The organism is Pseudonocardia phyllosphaerae, from assembly GCF_046546475.1.
Taxonomy (GTDB): domain Bacteria; phylum Actinomycetota; class Actinomycetes; order Mycobacteriales; family Pseudonocardiaceae; genus Pseudonocardia; species Pseudonocardia phyllosphaerae.
In genome coordinates, this window is sequence record NZ_JBKGXS010000002.1 from 117,278 (window position 1) to 131,422 (window position 14,145).

Here is a 14,145-nt window from a genome sequence, read left to right on the forward strand (position 1 = left end):
CGCCATGCTGTTCCACGAACGTCGTGAGCTCGCCGTACTGAGCCGCCGGCTCGAACGCGAGGATCCTGCGCTGGCCCGGCTGCTCACCCATCACCCCGGCGCCGCGTCGATGATCGCGACGGCCCTCGGGCGCGCGATGGCGGTCGCAGGACCGGTCGTGCTGACGGTCGGCGTGCTCGGCGACGCGCACGTGGTCTCCGCCGTCGGGGTCCTGCTACTGGGGCTGTGCTGGCTGCCGCAGCTGCTGGCGTACGGATCGGGGCGGCGTGGGTAGCCTGATGGCCGTGTCGGACAGGCGGTGCGGACGGCGGCTGGTGCTGCTGGTCCTGCCCGTGCTGTTCGGGTTGCTGGGCATGCACGCGCTGGTGGCGCCGGGCTCGACGGGACCTGCTTCGGCGGCGCTCCACGCAACCCACGCCGATCATTCGTCCGCACACACGGCACCCACCGTCGTCGGAGAGCAGGCCGACGATCACTCCGGCCGTTCCGCAGGCCACCCCGGTGGCCACGACGGCCACGACGCCGCCGGGCACGCGCTGCATCTCTGCATGGCCGTCCTGGGCGGTGCCGGGATCGCGTTGCTGCCGCTCCTGGCGCTGCTCGCCGTCGTCGTACCGCCCGTGCCGCCGCTGCCGATCCGACGCGGCGGCCGGGGCGAGCCCGCGGAACGACCACCACCAGTCCCGCGGCGGCTCGCGCAACTCTGCGTCCTGCGGACGTGATCGGCCCCCGGTGCGGCAGAGCACCGGCGCAGGCCATCACCCGTTCCGAACGACGGAGCCACACCTGATGAAGATCTCGAACACGGCGGCCGCCGCCGTGGCACTGACCGCTGCCCTCGTCCTGACCGGCTGCGGGGGCGGCGACGCGCCCGCCCCACCTGCGGCCTCGGCGTCCCAGCACACCGACGCCGACGTCGCCTTCACCCAGGGCATGATCCCGCACCACCAGCAGGCCGTGGAGATGGCGAAGCTCGCCGACGGCCGCGCCGGCGACGACGTCCGACGTCTCGCCTCGCAGATCGACGACGCGCAGGGCCCGGAGATCGCGCAGATGCAGCACCTGCTGAAGGACTGGGGCGCACCGGACTCCGGCGGGATGCCCGGAATGGACCACGGCTCGATGGACCACGACTCGATGGATCACGAGAGCTCGGATCACGCGGGCACGGATCACGCGGCCATGGACCACGGGGGCGCGGACCACGGTTCCGGTGGCCACGACGGCATGATGACCGCGGACCAGATGCGCGGCCTCGAGCAGGCCCGCGGCCCGGCGTTCGACCGGCAGTTCCTCACGATGATGATCGGCCACCACGAGGGTGCGGTCCGCATGTCGCAGACCGAGCTCGCCGACGGCACCAGCCCGGACGCGAAGGCCCTCGCCCAGAAGATCGTGGACGCGCAGAACCGCGAGATCGGCGAGATGAAGCGGATGCTCGGGTAGGGCCTCGGCCCGGGTGGCCGCCGGGCATCAGCTGACGTCGGCGCAGCGGAAGTCGGCGACGGCGACCAGCGACCTGGTGCGCGACAGCAGCCGGCTTCGGAAACGGTCGACTGACGCCGTCGTCGCACGCCCTCTGGCCCCGGCGGTCACGACGGGTCCTCCTCGAGTCCGGAGAAGTTCGCGACCCGCACGGTGCGGCGGGGTGCGCCCTCGCGGCAGGCCTGCTCGACGCGGTCGAAGTCGAAGACCCGGTAGGTCGGGGCAGGTTCGGGTGGGGTGATCTCGTCGAACGGGATCACCTTCCGCAGTTCCGGCTCGGCCCCGGGCTCGGTCCCGGGCTCTGCTTCGGGCTCGGGTTGAAGTTCGGTCCGTAGTTCAAGTTCGGGCTCGGGTTCAAGGGCGCGCTCGGTCCCAGGGGCGGGCTCGGGGACTTGTGGTGGGCCGGTATCGCCCGGTGGCCTCGGCGCGGGGACGGTGATCGGGGCCTGGTTGAGGTTGGGTCGCCGTCGCGGTTGCTGTCGTGGGTCGATCCAGGCGGGTGGGAGGAACTCGGGGATGCCGTCGGTGAGGCGCACGGTCCAGCCGGCGTGGTGGACCTGGCCGTGGTGGACACGGCACAGCATGACCAGGTTCGACACGGCGGTGGGGCCGCCGATCTCCCAGGCGATGATGTGGTGGATTTCGCACCAGGAGGGTGGGCGGTCGCAGCCGGGGTGGGCGCAGCCGCGGTCGCGGGCGGCCACGGCGCGCCGGATCGCCCGCGGGATGGTGCGCCGCGCCCGGCCCACGTCGAGGGGCTGTCCGGCGCCGTCGAGGACGACGGGGATCACGGCGGCGTCGCAGCACAGCATCCGCAGCGCCGACGCGGAGAGTCCGCCGGTGTGGTCGAGCAGCGCGGATCGGGCGCGGTTCTGCAGGTCGTCGAGCCGGACGGTGACCGTGACCTGGGGCCGTTGCCCACCGGTGTCGGGCAGCAGCTCGCCGCCGGCGTGTTCTAACCCGTATCCGCAGATCTCGGCGAGGGCTTCGGCCTGGCGTTCCGGATGGGATCGGGGGTCGTCGGGGTGTCCGGGGCCGGTGAGGGCGTCGACGGCGGTGCGGATGCGTTCGAACATCTCGGCGTCGTCGAAGCGGCCGCGCAGGATCCCGCCGGGCCGGCTGCCGCGGTGGGAGGTGAGGCGGAGTTCGTTGATCTGTGGTGCGGGGCGGTCGTCGGGTTCGGGGCCGTCCTGGTCGAGGTCGGCGAGTAGTTGCCGTCCCCAGGTCTGCAGCTCGGCCGGTGTGCACAGGACCGCCTGGGCGGCGAGCTGTATCTCGGCTCCGGCCCACACAGCGGGGTCGAGGCGCCCGGCCTCGGCGGTGTCGAGCAGGGTCGCGACGACCTCGGCGTGGCGCAGCGAGATCTCTCCGGCGGCGAACACCTGCGCGGTCGCCGGGAGGCTGGGGTCGAGGGGTTGTCCGTCGAGGGTGGTGCGGGGTGCGAGCTGCTGCGCTGCGGTGGTGAAGCGGCGGGAGTGGCGGGGGTCCCAGCGCAGCAGGTCGGCCAGGGCACCTGCGGTGGAGCGGTAGCCGCGGGCGGCGTAGAGGTCCTCGCGTTCGGCCTTGGCGACGGCGCGGACGGCGATCTGGTCGAGGCGGCGTTGCAGGGATTCCACGGCGAGCTGGACCGCGCAGATCTCGGTGCCGGTGGCGGTGGTGAGGGTGTCGGCGAGCGCGTCGACGGCCGCGGCGATGCGGTCGCAGGCGGTGGTGACGCGCTCGGTCATGGGCTCCATGATACTCGAACTGGCGTTCGATGTGTGGTCCGTCGTCGCAGGTCAGCGACCACTCGGCGCAGCAGAGAGCCACGCATCCGAGCAGCTACTCCGAACGGCCCAGCCCGCTCCCCTGCACTCCCGCGAATCCGTCAGAATCGGCGCCGTGAGCGTCGACCCGGGCCTGCTCGCGCGCGCCCACGCCCGCGCGGAACATCTGTCGCCGCGCGTCGTCCCACCGCACGACGACCGCGATCGCCGCATCTCCCGCACCCGCCTCGTCGGCACCGGACGACCGGCATTCGAGCGCGTCGCCACCGCACTGCTGGCCATGGAGATCCACCGCCGGGCAGGCGTGGCCGTCACTCCGGACGGTGACGTCACTCCCGGCGCCACCGTCGTCCTCGGTATCGGACTGCGCCGGCTCGCGGTCGTCGCCCCGTGCTGGGTCCGCACCGTCCGACGCGACACGAGCAGCGCCGGCTTCGTCTACGACGCACTCGACGGTCATCCCGTCATCGGCTGGGAGCACTTCACCGTCGCGATCGTGAACGACGCCGTCACCTTCTCCGTCGAGGCCGAGTCCCGGCCGGCGTGGCCACTCCCCCGGCCGACCCGGCCACTGCAGAACCTGGTGCAGGACACCATCATCCGGCGCTACCTGCGCGCAGCCGAGCGGGTCAGCCGCGACCTGCCGCTGCGCTCCGGATGACCAGCACCGCCTCCGCTGTCCGGTCGCCGAGCGCGCGGTAGCTGTGTTCGACGTCGCTGACCCACTCCACCTGCTGCCCGACGCCGAGATCGGCCTCGGACCCGGTGCGGCCGACCCGGGCCGCGCCGCGGGTGACCAGCAGATGCTCGACCACACCTGGTCCGTGCGCGGCCGAGACGTGCGTCGCACCGGGCGTGAGACTGAGCGCGTAGACCTCGACGGTGCCGTCGTCGTCGGTCGTGGTCTCCAGCAGTCGCGCGACGATCCCCGGCGACGCGACCTCGGCGCCCGGCCGGTCGGCGAGCAGCTGCGACAGCGGCAGGTCCAAGGCGTTGGCCAGCGTGTACAGCGTCGACAGCGTCGGGTTGCGGGTGCCGTTCTCGATCTCCGACAACGAGCCCTTGCCCACCTCGGCCGCCGTCGCGAGTGCCCCGAGCGAGAGGCCGCGTTCGCCGCGGGCGGCGCGCAGACGTTCGCCGACGGCCTTCCGGAGCGGATCCACGACGACGACCCTAGCCGGGGTTCTGTTCATGGAACGACTCCCGTAGGGTTCTGTTTGTGGAACGATCCTGGATGCAGCCGGTGTCGGTCGGCGTCGTCGCGGCGGTCGTCGGCGTCACCAGCTCGTTCGCCGTCGTGCTCGCCGGACTACGCGCGGTCGGCGCGGACCCGGCGCAGGCGGCCTCCGGGCTGGTGGCACTCACCCTGCTCCAGGGAGCCGGCACGATCTGGCTGAGCCGCCGGTTCCGGCGTCCGCTGACGATCGCCTGGTCGACGCCCGGCGCGGCGCTGCTCGCCTCGACCGGCGCCGTCACCGGTGGCTGGCCCGCGGTCGTCGGAGCGTTCGTCGTCACCGGGGTGTTGATCGTCCTCACCGGACTGGTGCGGCCGCTCGGGCGGCTGGTCGCGTCCATCCCGACGCCGGTCGCGCAGGCGATGCTCGCCGGTGTCCTGCTGCCGCTGTGCCTGGCGCCGGTCCGTGCGCTCGGCGAGCGGCCGTGGCTGGTCGCGCCGGTCGTCGTCGTGTGGGTGGTGCTGCATCGCGTCGCCCCGCGATGGGCGTCGCCGGCCGCGTTCGGACTGGCCATCGGCATCGCGGTCGCGACGGCGGGGAGCACCGACTGGCTCCGCGCGCCGGTCCTGGCGCCGACCGTGCCGACGTTCTCGCCGGCCGCGATCGTCGGTGTCGCGCTGCCGCTCTACGTCGTCACGATGGCCTCGCAGAACGTCCCGGGCGTCGCCGTGCTCTCCGCCGCCGGGTTCGAGGTGCCGTGGCGGCACGCGATGGTGGTGACCGGCGCCGGAACGATGCTCGGCGCACCGGTCGGGGCGCACGCGATCAACCTCGCCGCGATCACCGCGGCCCTGCCCGCGTCACCGGAGGCACACCCGGACCCCGCGCGGCGCTGGATCGCCTCACAGGCCAACGGCTGGACCTGCGTCGTGCTCGCCCCGGTCGCGACGACGCTGGCCGCGCTCGTCGCCGTCGCCCCGCCCGGGCTGATCGAGGCGGTCGCCGGCCTGGCGCTGCTCGGGACGTTCGCCGCGTCGCTCGGGTCGGCGTTCGGGCACCCCGAGGGCCGGATCCCCGCGGCGGCCACGTTCCTGGTCGCCGCGAGCGGGCTCGTGGTCGCCGGGATCGGGGCGGCGTTCTGGGGGCTGGTGGCGGGAGTGGTGCTGTACGCGCTCGACCGTGCCCGCCGACGGGATCCTGTCGGATCATCGTGAGATGATCGAGCCACCGACCGGCGACTCAGGACGGGGACGACATGACCACGGGTGCACGTACGCACGGAGAGCGGTCCAGGTTGGTCGCGTTCGACCGTCCGATCGAGATGTGGTCCGGCGGGTCGGCCAAGGTCGAGTCCGCGATTCTCACCGGCTGCCACCTGCTCGTCCGGACGCAGGTCGAGTTCACCCTCGGAACAGCGGACGTGGAACGACCGGACAAGGTCATCAGCGCCATTCTCGAGCAGAACGGCGAAACGGTCCCCTGGGAGCGGAAGGGTGCGTCCGCAGGCCAGTGGCAGGCCCAGCTCGCCCACGAGGTCGACGTCGACCCGGATCTGGGGCCGGTCACGATCACCTACCGGAACGCGCAGTCCGAGGTCAGCACGACGTTCGAGATCGATCTGGAGCAGGATCTCCTGGGGCGCTAGTCCCGATTGCTTCTCCGCATGTGCAGCAACGGCAACGGTCGCCCCTGATCGTCGCGTTCCGATCGCTCGACCACTACGAACCCCTGGCGCCCGCAGAACTCGACTGCCGATGGGTTCTGCTCGTTCACATCCAGCGCTACCTCCGGCATCCCCGCCGTCGCGGAGGCCGGCAGGGAAGCTCCGATCCCCTGCCGGTGGGCGGTGGGGTCCACGAAGAGTGCCTCGACGTCATCTAACTCTGGGAGAGCGCACATCCGGATCTCGTGGTCGTCCAGGACCGCTGCACGTAGACCGGAACCTCGTCATCCACGAATTCGCGCTCCGAGCGACCGGGACCAGCCGCCTACGCCTCGCCCTCCACGACCCGCCGATGGTTCTCCGCACGCCACGCGTCGTACTCGGTCCGGTCGGGGTTCGTCCCGATCTGCGCGATGCAGTCCGGGCAGAACTCGGCGAGCCGCAGCAGCGCCGTGTTGCTGCAGCGACCGCACGGGCGCGGCTCGGCGAGCCGGTCGGACGCGGAGACGTCAACGCTCATGCGCACACGCTACCGAGCGCGGCGCACGGCTTGACAGCGAGAACGGGACCGAGGAGGTCATCGCATCGCTGCGCCCACCGTGACCAGCACGAAAGCCGCCACGATGATCACGACACGGACATAGTGCAGGCGGTCCCAACGTTGCTGCTGTTGGCGCCAGTCAGCCGGATGGTCGTCCGCGGTCCATGTCGCCGAGCGGTCGTTGATCGGCACCAGCAGGACGACGGACATGACGATGCCGACCGTCAGCAGCAGCACGGCGACGAGCGTCGCTGTCGCAGCCGGAGTACCCCACAGAAGTACGGTGAGCACTGCGGTCAGGACGAGGGATCCGATGTACCAGAACGGCATCGCGCGCCCCATCACGCGCGCGCCGTCCGCCCGTGCCGCCAGCGATGCCGCGGTAGGTAGCCGCAGCGTCATCGGGTGGACGACGAAGGCGACCGCGAGCTCGACACCGACCATGAGGCCGACGACCGTCACCGTGCTGACCGCGAGCACCACGGACATGACAGACACCCCTCTGAACCTAGCACTGCTAGATTTCTAGCGGCGCTAATCTAGCGTTGCTCGCACGGAGACCACAAGAGAGAGAGGTGGGTCGATGCCCGGGGTAACCACGCGGGAGCAGCGCACCCAGGAACGACGCCGTCGCATCCTCGACGCCGCCCGCGACCGCGCCGACGCCGAGGGATGGGCGGCCGTGACGACCCGCCACCTGTCCGACGCGATCGGTTTCAGCCAGCCGGTTCTCTACGGCCACTTCCCCGGCGGCAAGCCGGAGATCATGTCGGCGGTCGCCCTCGACGGTTTCGTCGACCTCGCGGAACGCTGTCGCGCCGCGCTCGGCGACGCGCAGGGCACGAGTGCGATCGAGGCCGTCGCCGTCGCCTACCTGGACTTCGGCGACGAGCATCCCGCCGTCTACGAGGCCATGTTCCAGCAGCCCATCGACGCCGAGTTCGCCACCAACGGCACCCGGCCCGAGATGCGCGCGGCGTACGACGTCCTCGTCGACACGATCGCCGACGACGGCGACGGCACCGCGACCGAGGTGTTCTGGGGCGCCCTCGACGGCATCAGCAGGCTGGAACGTGCCGGGCGCATGCGCCCCGGCCATCGTGCCCAGCGGGTGGCCGAGCTGAGCCGGCGCTTCTTCACGTAGCCGGCGCTTGACCTCGAGTCCGGTTCATGTCCGACCCTGCATCCGTGAACACCCCGGGAACGCCGACGGAGCCGGACCTCATCAGCTGCCTGACCTGCGGCGTCGAGTACGGCACCGACGTCTCGGCGCTCCCGGCCGTGTGCCCGATCTGCGCCGACGAGCGCCAGTACGTCCCCGCGTCCGGCCAGCAGTGGACGACACAGGCCGAGCTCGCCGGACGCACCGAGGTGCGGATCGCCGAGCTCGGCAGTGGCCAGTGGGGCGTGACCGCGGCGGGAGTGGGCATCGGGCAGACGATGCAGGTGCTCCGGACGGCGGCCGGAACGCTGCTCTGGGACCCGATCGGCCTCGTCGAGTCCGCCGCCGTGGAGTTCGTCCGCAGCCTCGGCCCGGTACTCGCGATCGTGCCCAGCCACCCGCACATGTACGGCGCGCAGGTCGCCTGGTCCCGTGCCCTCGGCGGTGTTCCCGTCCTGGTCAACACCGCCGACGACGAGTGGGTGCAGCGCCGCGACCCGGCCCTGACGGCCTGGTCGGGCGAGCACCGGATCGCCGACGAGCTCACCATGTACACCCTCGGTGGCCACTTCCCCGGCAGCGCGGTCGCACACCGGACGTCCGGCGACGGCGTCGTCCTCGCCGGCGACACGATCATGGCCAACCCGGACCGGCGGACGGTGAGCTTCGAGCGCAGCTACCCGAACCGGATCCCGCTGTCGGGTGCGGTCGTCGCCCGGATGGCGAGGACGATCGCCCCGCTCCGGTTCGGGCAGCTCTGGTCGAACTTCGGCAACGCCATCACCTCCGACGCCGACGCCGCGGTGCAGCGTTCCGCGGAACGCCACGTGCAGTGGGTCAAAGGCACGTTCGACGCACTGACCTGAGGGCGGACGTACCCGGCCGGTCCAGCAGTCGGAGTGCGTCCGCCGAGGCGGTGTCGGCTGCGATCATCGTCAGCAGCGACTGTCCAGGCGCAGCGGCGACCGTGAACGACTGCTGGGTTACCGAGAGCGTCCCGATCACCGGATGGTGCAGCACGTAGGCGGCAGCGTCGCAGACACGGATTCGATGGTCGGACCACATCGCAGCGAAATCAGCATCGGTGATCGTGAGATGCCCGACCAACGCGGCGAGCACCTCGTCGTCGGGATCGTGACCGGCGGCCGCCCGTAGATTCCCGACCACAGCGCGCGCCTTGCGGTCCCAGTCGTCGTAGAGCTCGCGACCGTGCGGATCATCGAAGATCAGCTCAGCGGTCGTCGGCCGCGCTCGCGGGTCGTCGACGGCACCGAACGGCACGTGCCCCGCGATCAGCCCGTGTGCCAGCCGGTTCCACGCCAGGATCTCCGTACGCGGTCCCTGGACCCAGGCCGGTACGGCCGGAATCGCGGCGAGCAGCTCGCGCGTCGCCGGGTGTACCTGTTGGAAGCTTCGACGCCGACTCACACGACGGGCCGGGGGCGTCGCGAGACGCCGAAGATGGTCCCGCTCGGCGTCTCCCAGACGCAGCGCCGTAGCCAGGGCCTCGAGCACCTCGGCGGAGGCATGCCTGGACTGCCCCTGCTCGAGACGGGCGTAGTACGAAGGGCTCACCCCCGCGACCAGCGCCAGCTCCTCGCGCCGGAGGCCCGGGACCCGGCGTCGTTCGCCGTACGTGGAAAGCCCGACGTCCTCCGGCCGTAGCTGAGCGCGGCGCGCGGCGAGAAACTCGCCGAGGTGGGACGGACCGGGCATGTATCCAGTATCGGCGCGACCGATCCTGCGCTGCCACACCCTCGTGGGGAGAGGATCGTCCGGGGCTGGCTGCCGGCCTGCCTCGACTCCACGGTGTGCGTCGTGACCACCTACGTCTCGACCGTGACCCGCTGGTGGGTGCTCACCGGTGTGAGCATCGTCAGCTTCCTCGGCTGCCTGGACCTGACGATCGTGAACACCGCAGGACCCGAGATCGGACGGGACCTCGGCGCAGATATCACCACTCTCCAGCTGGTGGTCAACATCGTCGTGGTCGCGCTGTCGATGTTCATGGTGACCGCGGGACGCGTTGGCGATCTACTGGGCCGTCGCACCGCGCTCTACATCGGGACAGTCGCGTTCGGAGTGGCCTCGCTGGCGGCCGGGTTCGCCCCGACTGCTGCCTGGCTGATCGGATCCCGGTTCGTCCAGGGCGCGGCGTGCGCGTTCCTCTACACCAGCTCGAGCACGATCGTCTCCGACGTCTTCGGTGACGCACAGCGCGGACGGGCGATCGGGACCCTGTTCGCGGTGAACGGACTCGGCCTGGCCGCTGGACCGCTGCTGGGTGGCCTCGTCGTCGGCTCTCTCGGCTGGCCGTGGATCTTCTGGCTCAACGTCCCCCTGGCCCTGCTCTCGCTCGCCATCTGCCTGCCGACCGTCCCGCCGAACGTCCCGGACAAGACCCCGGCAGGTCTCGACTGGCCGGGCCTCGCGCTGCTGACCCTCGGTCTTTCCGGACTGCTGTTCGGGCTGACCTTCTTCGACCTCTTCCCAATCACGGCCTGGTCTGCCCTCGCCGTCGGCGCGCTGACCCTCCTCGCGTTCGTCCAGGTGGAGCGCCGCGTACCGGATCCGATCGTCCCGTTCGCGCTGCTGCGCCGCCCGCTGTTCCTCGCCGCGATCACCGCGGAGTTCGCGCTGGCGTTCTTCTACACCACGGTGCTGTTCCTGACACCGTTCTTCCTCGGCCTCACCCGCGGTCTCGACGCAGTTGGGGTGGGACTGTGGATGCTGCCGATCACTGCGACGATGGCTGTGTTGTCGCCGCTGGTCGGGCGAGTTGTCGAGCGGGTCGGGCCTGTCCGCGTGATCGCGGCCGGGTTCCTCGCCTTCCTTCTGTCGGCGGCGCTCCAGATCGCGGTCGGTCCTGCCGACGACTCGGTTGTGCTGTTCGTCGCGTTCGCCTGCATGGGCGTGGGTTGGGCCTGCGTGCTCGGTCCGTCGGCGGTCGCGGCGCTGTCGTCGGTGCCCACGAGCCACGGTGGGCTGGCCGTCGGCGCGGGGTGGACCTTCCACAATGTCGGCGGCGCCATCGGCTTGGCGCTGAGCCTCGGCCTCTACCGCGCAGTCTCCGGAACGACGTCGGTCACCGCGATCCCGATCGAGAACTTCGTCGCCGGACACCGCGCCGCCCTGGCTCTCGTCGCCGTGGTCGCCACCGTCGCATCGGTTGCCGTACTCCTGCTGGGCCGGTCCGCGACACGACCAGGATCAAGACACGACCGGTGACGTGGGGACCCGGACGGCGATGAATGTGTCAGCTCGAGATGCTGGGCACGAACACCCCGTCGCACAGCACCGGCAGCGCCGACGAGGCGTCCAGCTCCGCCGCGACGTCGACGTCGTCACCCCACCCGGCTGCGATCAGCTCCCGCCCACTCGCGCACGCGCGCAATGCATCCCGCGGATCGCCGAGGACCGGCCCCGCGGCAGCGACGGCGGCGCGCGCCTCCGGTGAGAGCAACTCGGCCGGGAACGAGGACAGCACCGCCCCGGCGCCCCACAGGTCCTCGACGGCCGGGCGCAGCGACCCGTCGGGCCATCGCTCGCCGGAAGCGATGACGACAACCGTCGCGCCGTCGTCCAGCCGCTCCCCCAACCACGACGACGCCGCGGCCCGGTTCCGTAACGACACCCCGAGCACCGGGCCGGTGGCCGCTGCGGAGATCGTCGCCCCGTTCGGCGAGGGCAGGACCAGGCGCTCCAGCCCGTCGGCCGCACGCACCGAGCCGGGCGAGAGGGACACCCCACCGCAGCCGCGCGGGCCGGCCCGGGTGGCGTCGTACTGCACGGCGAGCGCGTCCGCGCGGTTGTCGCGCCAGCGGCACGGGATCACCGGGACGCCGCGGTCGGCGGCGACCGTCAGCGTCGTCGTGAAGCTCAGGACGTCGACGACCACGAGCAGGTCCGCCGTGAGCGCCCCGGCGGCGGACGGCCCCCAGTCGAACCGCACCCGGTACGACGTCTGTCGATGCTCGCTGTCGCTCATGTCGAGGCCGGAGCCTAGAACGCCGTCAGCTCTAGAACGTCGTCGTCAGCCCACCGTCGACGGCGATGCTCTGCCCGGTGACGAAGGTGGCGGCGGGCCCGGCGAGGAAGACCACGGCGCCGGCGATCTCCTCGGGTCGCCCCCAGCGACCGAGCGCGGTGCGCGAGTCGAGCCACGCCGTCCACTCCGGGTCGTCGGCAAGCTCCGCGTTGACCTCGGTGGCGAACGTGCCCGGCGCCACGGAGTTGACGGTGATCCGGTGCGGCCCCAGCTCGGCGGCCAGCGCGCGGGTCATGCCGTCGAGCCCGGCCTTCGCCACCGGGTAGGCGATGTCCCCGCGCCGCCCGAGGCGGCCCATGACCGACGAGACGTTGATGATCGCGCCGGGCTCACCGCGCTCGACCAGGCCGGTGGCGACGAGTCTGCTCAGCGCGTAGCTGCAGGTCACGTGCACATCGACCAGATCGCGCAGCGCCTGCGCCGTGACCTCGCCGAGCCCGCGGCGGTTCCGGTGGCCGACGTTGTTGACCAGCACGTCGACCGGCGGGCCGGCGGCCATGGCCGTGGTGGCGGCGTCCACATCGGTCACGTCGAAGCTGGCCGCGTGCGCGTCCAGGCCGTCCTCGCGCAGATGCCCGACCGCGTCGTCCACGGTGCCCGGGTCGCGGCCGTTGACCAGCACTCGCGCCCCGGCGGTGGCCAGGCCGCGGGCCATCGCCAGCCCGAGGCCGCGGACCGATCCGGTCACCAGGGCCGTCCGGCCGTCGAGGGAGAACATCGCGCCACTGCCGTCCGACGTCATCGCCCGACCTCCGCTGAAACAAGTGTTTCAGTCGACGGTAGCATCGGCGCGTGCCGACCGAGGAGCTGCCGATGAGCGACGCCGGCCCGCCGGTTCCGGAGTCACCGCGCCGGGCCGAGCTGCTCGACCTGGCCTACGGCTACGTGCTCGACCACGGCATCGAGTCGCTGTCGCTGCGGCCGCTGGCGAAGGCGATCGGCAGCAGCCCGCGAGTGCTGCTCTACCTGTTCGGCAGCAAGGACGAGCTGGTGCGCGAGCTGCTGGCCCGCGTGCGGACCGAGCAGCTCGCCGGGCTGCGCGCCGCCTTCGACCGGCCCGCCGACGCCGCCGGCACCGACCCCGGGGTCGACGAGCTCGTCGACCGTGTCTGGACTGTCCTGGGCGCACCGGAGCAGCGGCCGCTGGTCCGGCTCACCTACGAGGCCTTCCTCGGCGCCCTGCGCCCTGACGCGGGGCCGTGGACCGGGTTCGCCGCGGAGCAGCTCGGTGACTGGCTCGACGTGCTGCGCGACGCCCAGCCCGCCACCGCGCCGCGGGTCGCCGACGCCCGCGCGACCCGCGCGCTCGCGATCGTGCGCGGGCTGCTGCTGGACCTGCTCGCGCGCGACGAGCCCGACCGCGTGCGCAGCGCCCTCCGGCAGAGCTGAACCCTCCGGCAGAGCTGAGCCTCGGCACCGCCGAACACCCGAGGAGCACGCGATAGTGGCTCCGGCTATGGCGTCATGTGTTCCGCGTCTTGGACGACGCCCCGACGCTCCTGATCTGCTGCTGACTCATCATCTCCAGGGTCGGGGGGCGCATGAACCAGTTCGATCTGCAGGGCCGGCGCGCGATCGTGACCGGCGGGGCCAGTGGCCTGGGACGCGCTGTCGTACAGCGGTTCCTCGAGTCCGGGGCGTCGGTGGTCATCTGGGACCTGGCCGAGGATCTCCTCGCCGAGGCCCGCTCCTCCCTCGAGCAGTACGGCCACGTCGAGACCGAGGCCGTCAACGTCACCGACGTCGACGACGTCGACCGGGCCGCAGCCGCCGCCGAGGAGAAGCTGGGCGGCGGCATCGACATCCTGGTCAACAGCGCCGGCGTGACGTGCGCACCGCAGGCGATCGACGGCTACCCGATCGACGACTGGAAGCTGGTCATCGACGTGAACCTGTCGGGGTTGTTCTACTGCTGCCGCGCCGTGATCCCGGGAATGATGTCCCGCGGCTACGGGCGGGTGGTCAACGTCGCCTCGATGGCAGGCAAGGAGGGCAACCCGCAGGAGACCGCGTACTCGGCGGCGAAGGCCGGCGTGATCGGCCTGACCAAGTCGCTGGGCAAGGAGGCCGCCGTCAAGGGGGTCCTGGTCAACGCGGTGGCGCCCGGTGTCTTCGAGACGCCGATGCGGACGAGCGGGGCGTCGAAGGACCTCGTCGGGCAGCTGCTGGCACGCATGCCGGTCGGCCGGGCCGGCCACGAGGAGGAGCTCGGAGCGCTGGTCACCTGGATCGCCTCCGAGGACTGCTCGTTCACCACCGGCTTCTGCTTCGACGCCTCGGGCGGCCGCGCCACCTACTGAGCCGG

Annotated in this window: 19 protein-coding genes; 11 read left to right on the forward strand and 8 right to left on the reverse strand. The window is 71.9% G+C overall.

Annotated elements, in window-relative coordinates:
- Positions 1-4: 4 nt before the first annotated feature.
- From ACLE50_RS05805 to ACLE50_RS05815, 3 genes are all read left to right on the forward strand, one after another.
- Entirely contained in the window at positions 5-274 is a 270-nt protein-coding gene (locus ACLE50_RS05805) for a DUF3040 domain-containing protein (protein ID WP_410942358.1), read from the forward strand.
- Between the two features lie 10 nt (positions 275-284).
- Positions 285-722 (forward strand): DUF6153 family protein, encoded by a 438-nt coding sequence (locus ACLE50_RS05810; protein WP_410942359.1) that lies wholly within the window; start codon positions 285-287, stop codon positions 720-722.
- A 67-nt stretch (positions 723-789) separates the two neighbouring features.
- On the forward strand, positions 790-1,446 hold the full coding sequence (locus ACLE50_RS05815; RefSeq protein WP_410942360.1) for a DUF305 domain-containing protein: 657 nt from the start codon (positions 790-792) through the stop codon (positions 1,444-1,446).
- Positions 1,447-1,592: 146 nt separating this feature from the next.
- On the opposite strand, the gene ACLE50_RS05820 is transcribed toward ACLE50_RS05815, so the two are convergent.
- Positions 1,593-3,212 (reverse strand): DUF222 domain-containing protein, encoded by a 1,620-nt coding sequence (locus ACLE50_RS05820; protein ID WP_410942361.1) that lies wholly within the window; start codon positions 3,210-3,212, stop codon positions 1,593-1,595.
- A 154-nt stretch (positions 3,213-3,366) separates the two neighbouring features.
- Between ACLE50_RS05820 and ACLE50_RS05825 the strand changes: the two genes are divergently transcribed.
- A complete protein-coding gene (locus ACLE50_RS05825) occupies positions 3,367-3,912 on the forward strand; it encodes a DUF1990 family protein (RefSeq protein ID WP_410942362.1) in 546 nt (181 codons plus the stop codon).
- Here ACLE50_RS05825 and ACLE50_RS05830 read toward each other — a convergent pair.
- Positions 3,881-4,414 (reverse strand): helix-turn-helix domain-containing protein, encoded by a 534-nt coding sequence (locus ACLE50_RS05830; protein ID WP_410942363.1) that lies wholly within the window; start codon positions 4,412-4,414, stop codon positions 3,881-3,883. The genes ACLE50_RS05825 and ACLE50_RS05830 overlap by 32 nt on opposite strands.
- A gap of 56 nt (positions 4,415-4,470) precedes the next feature.
- Between ACLE50_RS05830 and ACLE50_RS05835 the strand changes: the two genes are divergently transcribed.
- Positions 4,471-5,640 (forward strand): benzoate/H(+) symporter BenE family transporter, encoded by a 1,170-nt coding sequence (locus ACLE50_RS05835; protein WP_410942364.1) that lies wholly within the window; start codon positions 4,471-4,473, stop codon positions 5,638-5,640.
- Between the two features lie 41 nt (positions 5,641-5,681).
- The gene (locus tag ACLE50_RS05840) at positions 5,682-6,071 is read left to right on the forward strand and encodes a hypothetical protein (RefSeq protein WP_410942365.1); all 390 of its coding nucleotides are present in this window, start codon (positions 5,682-5,684) and stop codon (positions 6,069-6,071) included.
- On the opposite strand, the gene ACLE50_RS05845 is transcribed toward ACLE50_RS05840, so the two are convergent.
- The 3 genes from ACLE50_RS05845 to ACLE50_RS05855 all read right to left on the reverse strand — a co-directional run bounded on the left by ACLE50_RS05845 (position 6,068) and on the right by ACLE50_RS05855 (position 7,119).
- Positions 6,068-6,325, reverse strand: a complete 258-nt coding sequence (locus tag ACLE50_RS05845; RefSeq protein ID WP_410942366.1) for a GNAT family N-acetyltransferase — start codon at positions 6,323-6,325, stop codon at positions 6,068-6,070. The genes ACLE50_RS05840 and ACLE50_RS05845 overlap by 4 nt on opposite strands.
- Positions 6,326-6,414: 89 nt before the next feature.
- Entirely contained in the window at positions 6,415-6,609 is a 195-nt protein-coding gene (locus ACLE50_RS05850) for a hypothetical protein (RefSeq protein WP_410942367.1), read from the reverse strand.
- 57 nt (positions 6,610-6,666) lie between these two features.
- Positions 6,667-7,119, reverse strand: a complete 453-nt coding sequence (locus ACLE50_RS05855; protein ID WP_410942368.1) for an anthrone oxygenase family protein — start codon at positions 7,117-7,119, stop codon at positions 6,667-6,669.
- A gap of 94 nt (positions 7,120-7,213) precedes the next feature.
- Between ACLE50_RS05855 and ACLE50_RS05860 the strand changes: the two genes are divergently transcribed.
- Both ACLE50_RS05860 and ACLE50_RS05865 read left to right on the forward strand, forming a co-directional pair.
- Positions 7,214-7,774 (forward strand): TetR/AcrR family transcriptional regulator, encoded by a 561-nt coding sequence (locus ACLE50_RS05860; protein ID WP_410942369.1) that lies wholly within the window; start codon positions 7,214-7,216, stop codon positions 7,772-7,774.
- A gap of 44 nt (positions 7,775-7,818) precedes the next feature.
- Positions 7,819-8,658: an MBL fold metallo-hydrolase gene (locus ACLE50_RS05865; protein WP_410942370.1), complete on the forward strand. Its 840-nt coding sequence runs from the start codon at positions 7,819-7,821 to the stop codon at positions 8,656-8,658.
- Here the strand turns inward: ACLE50_RS05865 and ACLE50_RS05870 are convergent.
- Positions 8,630-9,508 (reverse strand): helix-turn-helix domain-containing protein, encoded by an 879-nt coding sequence (locus ACLE50_RS05870; RefSeq protein ID WP_410942371.1) that lies wholly within the window; start codon positions 9,506-9,508, stop codon positions 8,630-8,632. The two genes, ACLE50_RS05865 and ACLE50_RS05870, sit on opposite strands and share 29 nt — an antisense overlap.
- A 102-nt stretch (positions 9,509-9,610) precedes the next feature.
- Here ACLE50_RS05870 and ACLE50_RS05875 point away from each other — a divergent pair, with 102 nt between their 5' ends.
- A complete protein-coding gene (locus ACLE50_RS05875) occupies positions 9,611-11,020 on the forward strand; it encodes an MFS transporter (RefSeq protein ID WP_410942372.1) in 1,410 nt (469 codons plus the stop codon).
- A gap of 28 nt (positions 11,021-11,048) precedes the next feature.
- On the opposite strand, the gene ACLE50_RS05880 is transcribed toward ACLE50_RS05875, so the two are convergent.
- The gene (locus ACLE50_RS05880; RefSeq protein ID WP_410942373.1) at positions 11,049-11,780 is read right to left on the reverse strand and encodes a 2-phosphosulfolactate phosphatase; all 732 of its coding nucleotides are present in this window, start codon (positions 11,778-11,780) and stop codon (positions 11,049-11,051) included.
- A 31-nt stretch (positions 11,781-11,811) separates the two neighbouring features.
- Complete coding sequence (locus tag ACLE50_RS05885) at positions 11,812-12,582, reverse strand: SDR family oxidoreductase (protein ID WP_410942374.1); 771 nt, start codon at positions 12,580-12,582, stop codon at positions 11,812-11,814.
- 50 nt (positions 12,583-12,632) lie between these two features.
- Here ACLE50_RS05885 and ACLE50_RS05890 point away from each other — a divergent pair, with 50 nt between their 5' ends.
- Positions 12,633-13,229, forward strand: a complete 597-nt coding sequence (locus tag ACLE50_RS05890; RefSeq protein WP_410942375.1) for a TetR/AcrR family transcriptional regulator — start codon at positions 12,633-12,635, stop codon at positions 13,227-13,229.
- A gap of 152 nt (positions 13,230-13,381) precedes the next feature.
- The gene (locus tag ACLE50_RS05895) at positions 13,382-14,140 is read left to right on the forward strand and encodes an SDR family NAD(P)-dependent oxidoreductase (RefSeq protein WP_410942376.1); all 759 of its coding nucleotides are present in this window, start codon (positions 13,382-13,384) and stop codon (positions 14,138-14,140) included.
- The last annotated feature ends 5 nt before the right edge of the window (positions 14,141-14,145 follow it).

Coding starts and splice junctions, on each gene's coding strand:
- ACLE50_RS05880 (WP_410942373.1), bottom strand. CDS start 11,780: ATGAGCGACAGCGAGCATCGACAGACGTCGTACCGGGTGCGGTTCGAC.
- ACLE50_RS05840 (WP_410942365.1), top strand. CDS start 5,682: ATGACCACGGGTGCACGTACGCACGGAGAGCGGTCCAGGTTGGTCGCG.
- ACLE50_RS05885 (WP_410942374.1), bottom strand. CDS start 12,582: ATGACGTCGGACGGCAGTGGCGCGATGTTCTCCCTCGACGGCCGGACG.
- ACLE50_RS05895 (WP_410942376.1), top strand. CDS start 13,382: ATGAACCAGTTCGATCTGCAGGGCCGGCGCGCGATCGTGACCGGCGGG.
- ACLE50_RS05855 (WP_410942368.1), bottom strand. CDS start 7,119: ATGTCCGTGGTGCTCGCGGTCAGCACGGTGACGGTCGTCGGCCTCATG.
- ACLE50_RS05860 (WP_410942369.1), top strand. CDS start 7,214: ATGCCCGGGGTAACCACGCGGGAGCAGCGCACCCAGGAACGACGCCGT.
- ACLE50_RS05805 (WP_410942358.1), top strand. CDS start 5: ATGCTGTTCCACGAACGTCGTGAGCTCGCCGTACTGAGCCGCCGGCTC.
- ACLE50_RS05870 (WP_410942371.1), bottom strand. CDS start 9,508: ATGCCCGGTCCGTCCCACCTCGGCGAGTTTCTCGCCGCGCGCCGCGCT.
- ACLE50_RS05850 (WP_410942367.1), bottom strand. CDS start 6,609: ATGAGCGTTGACGTCTCCGCGTCCGACCGGCTCGCCGAGCCGCGCCCG.
- ACLE50_RS05845 (WP_410942366.1), bottom strand. CDS start 6,325: ATGTGCGCTCTCCCAGAGTTAGATGACGTCGAGGCACTCTTCGTGGAC.
- ACLE50_RS05815 (WP_410942360.1), top strand. CDS start 790: ATGAAGATCTCGAACACGGCGGCCGCCGCCGTGGCACTGACCGCTGCC.
- ACLE50_RS05820 (WP_410942361.1), bottom strand. CDS start 3,212: ATGACCGAGCGCGTCACCACCGCCTGCGACCGCATCGCCGCGGCCGTC.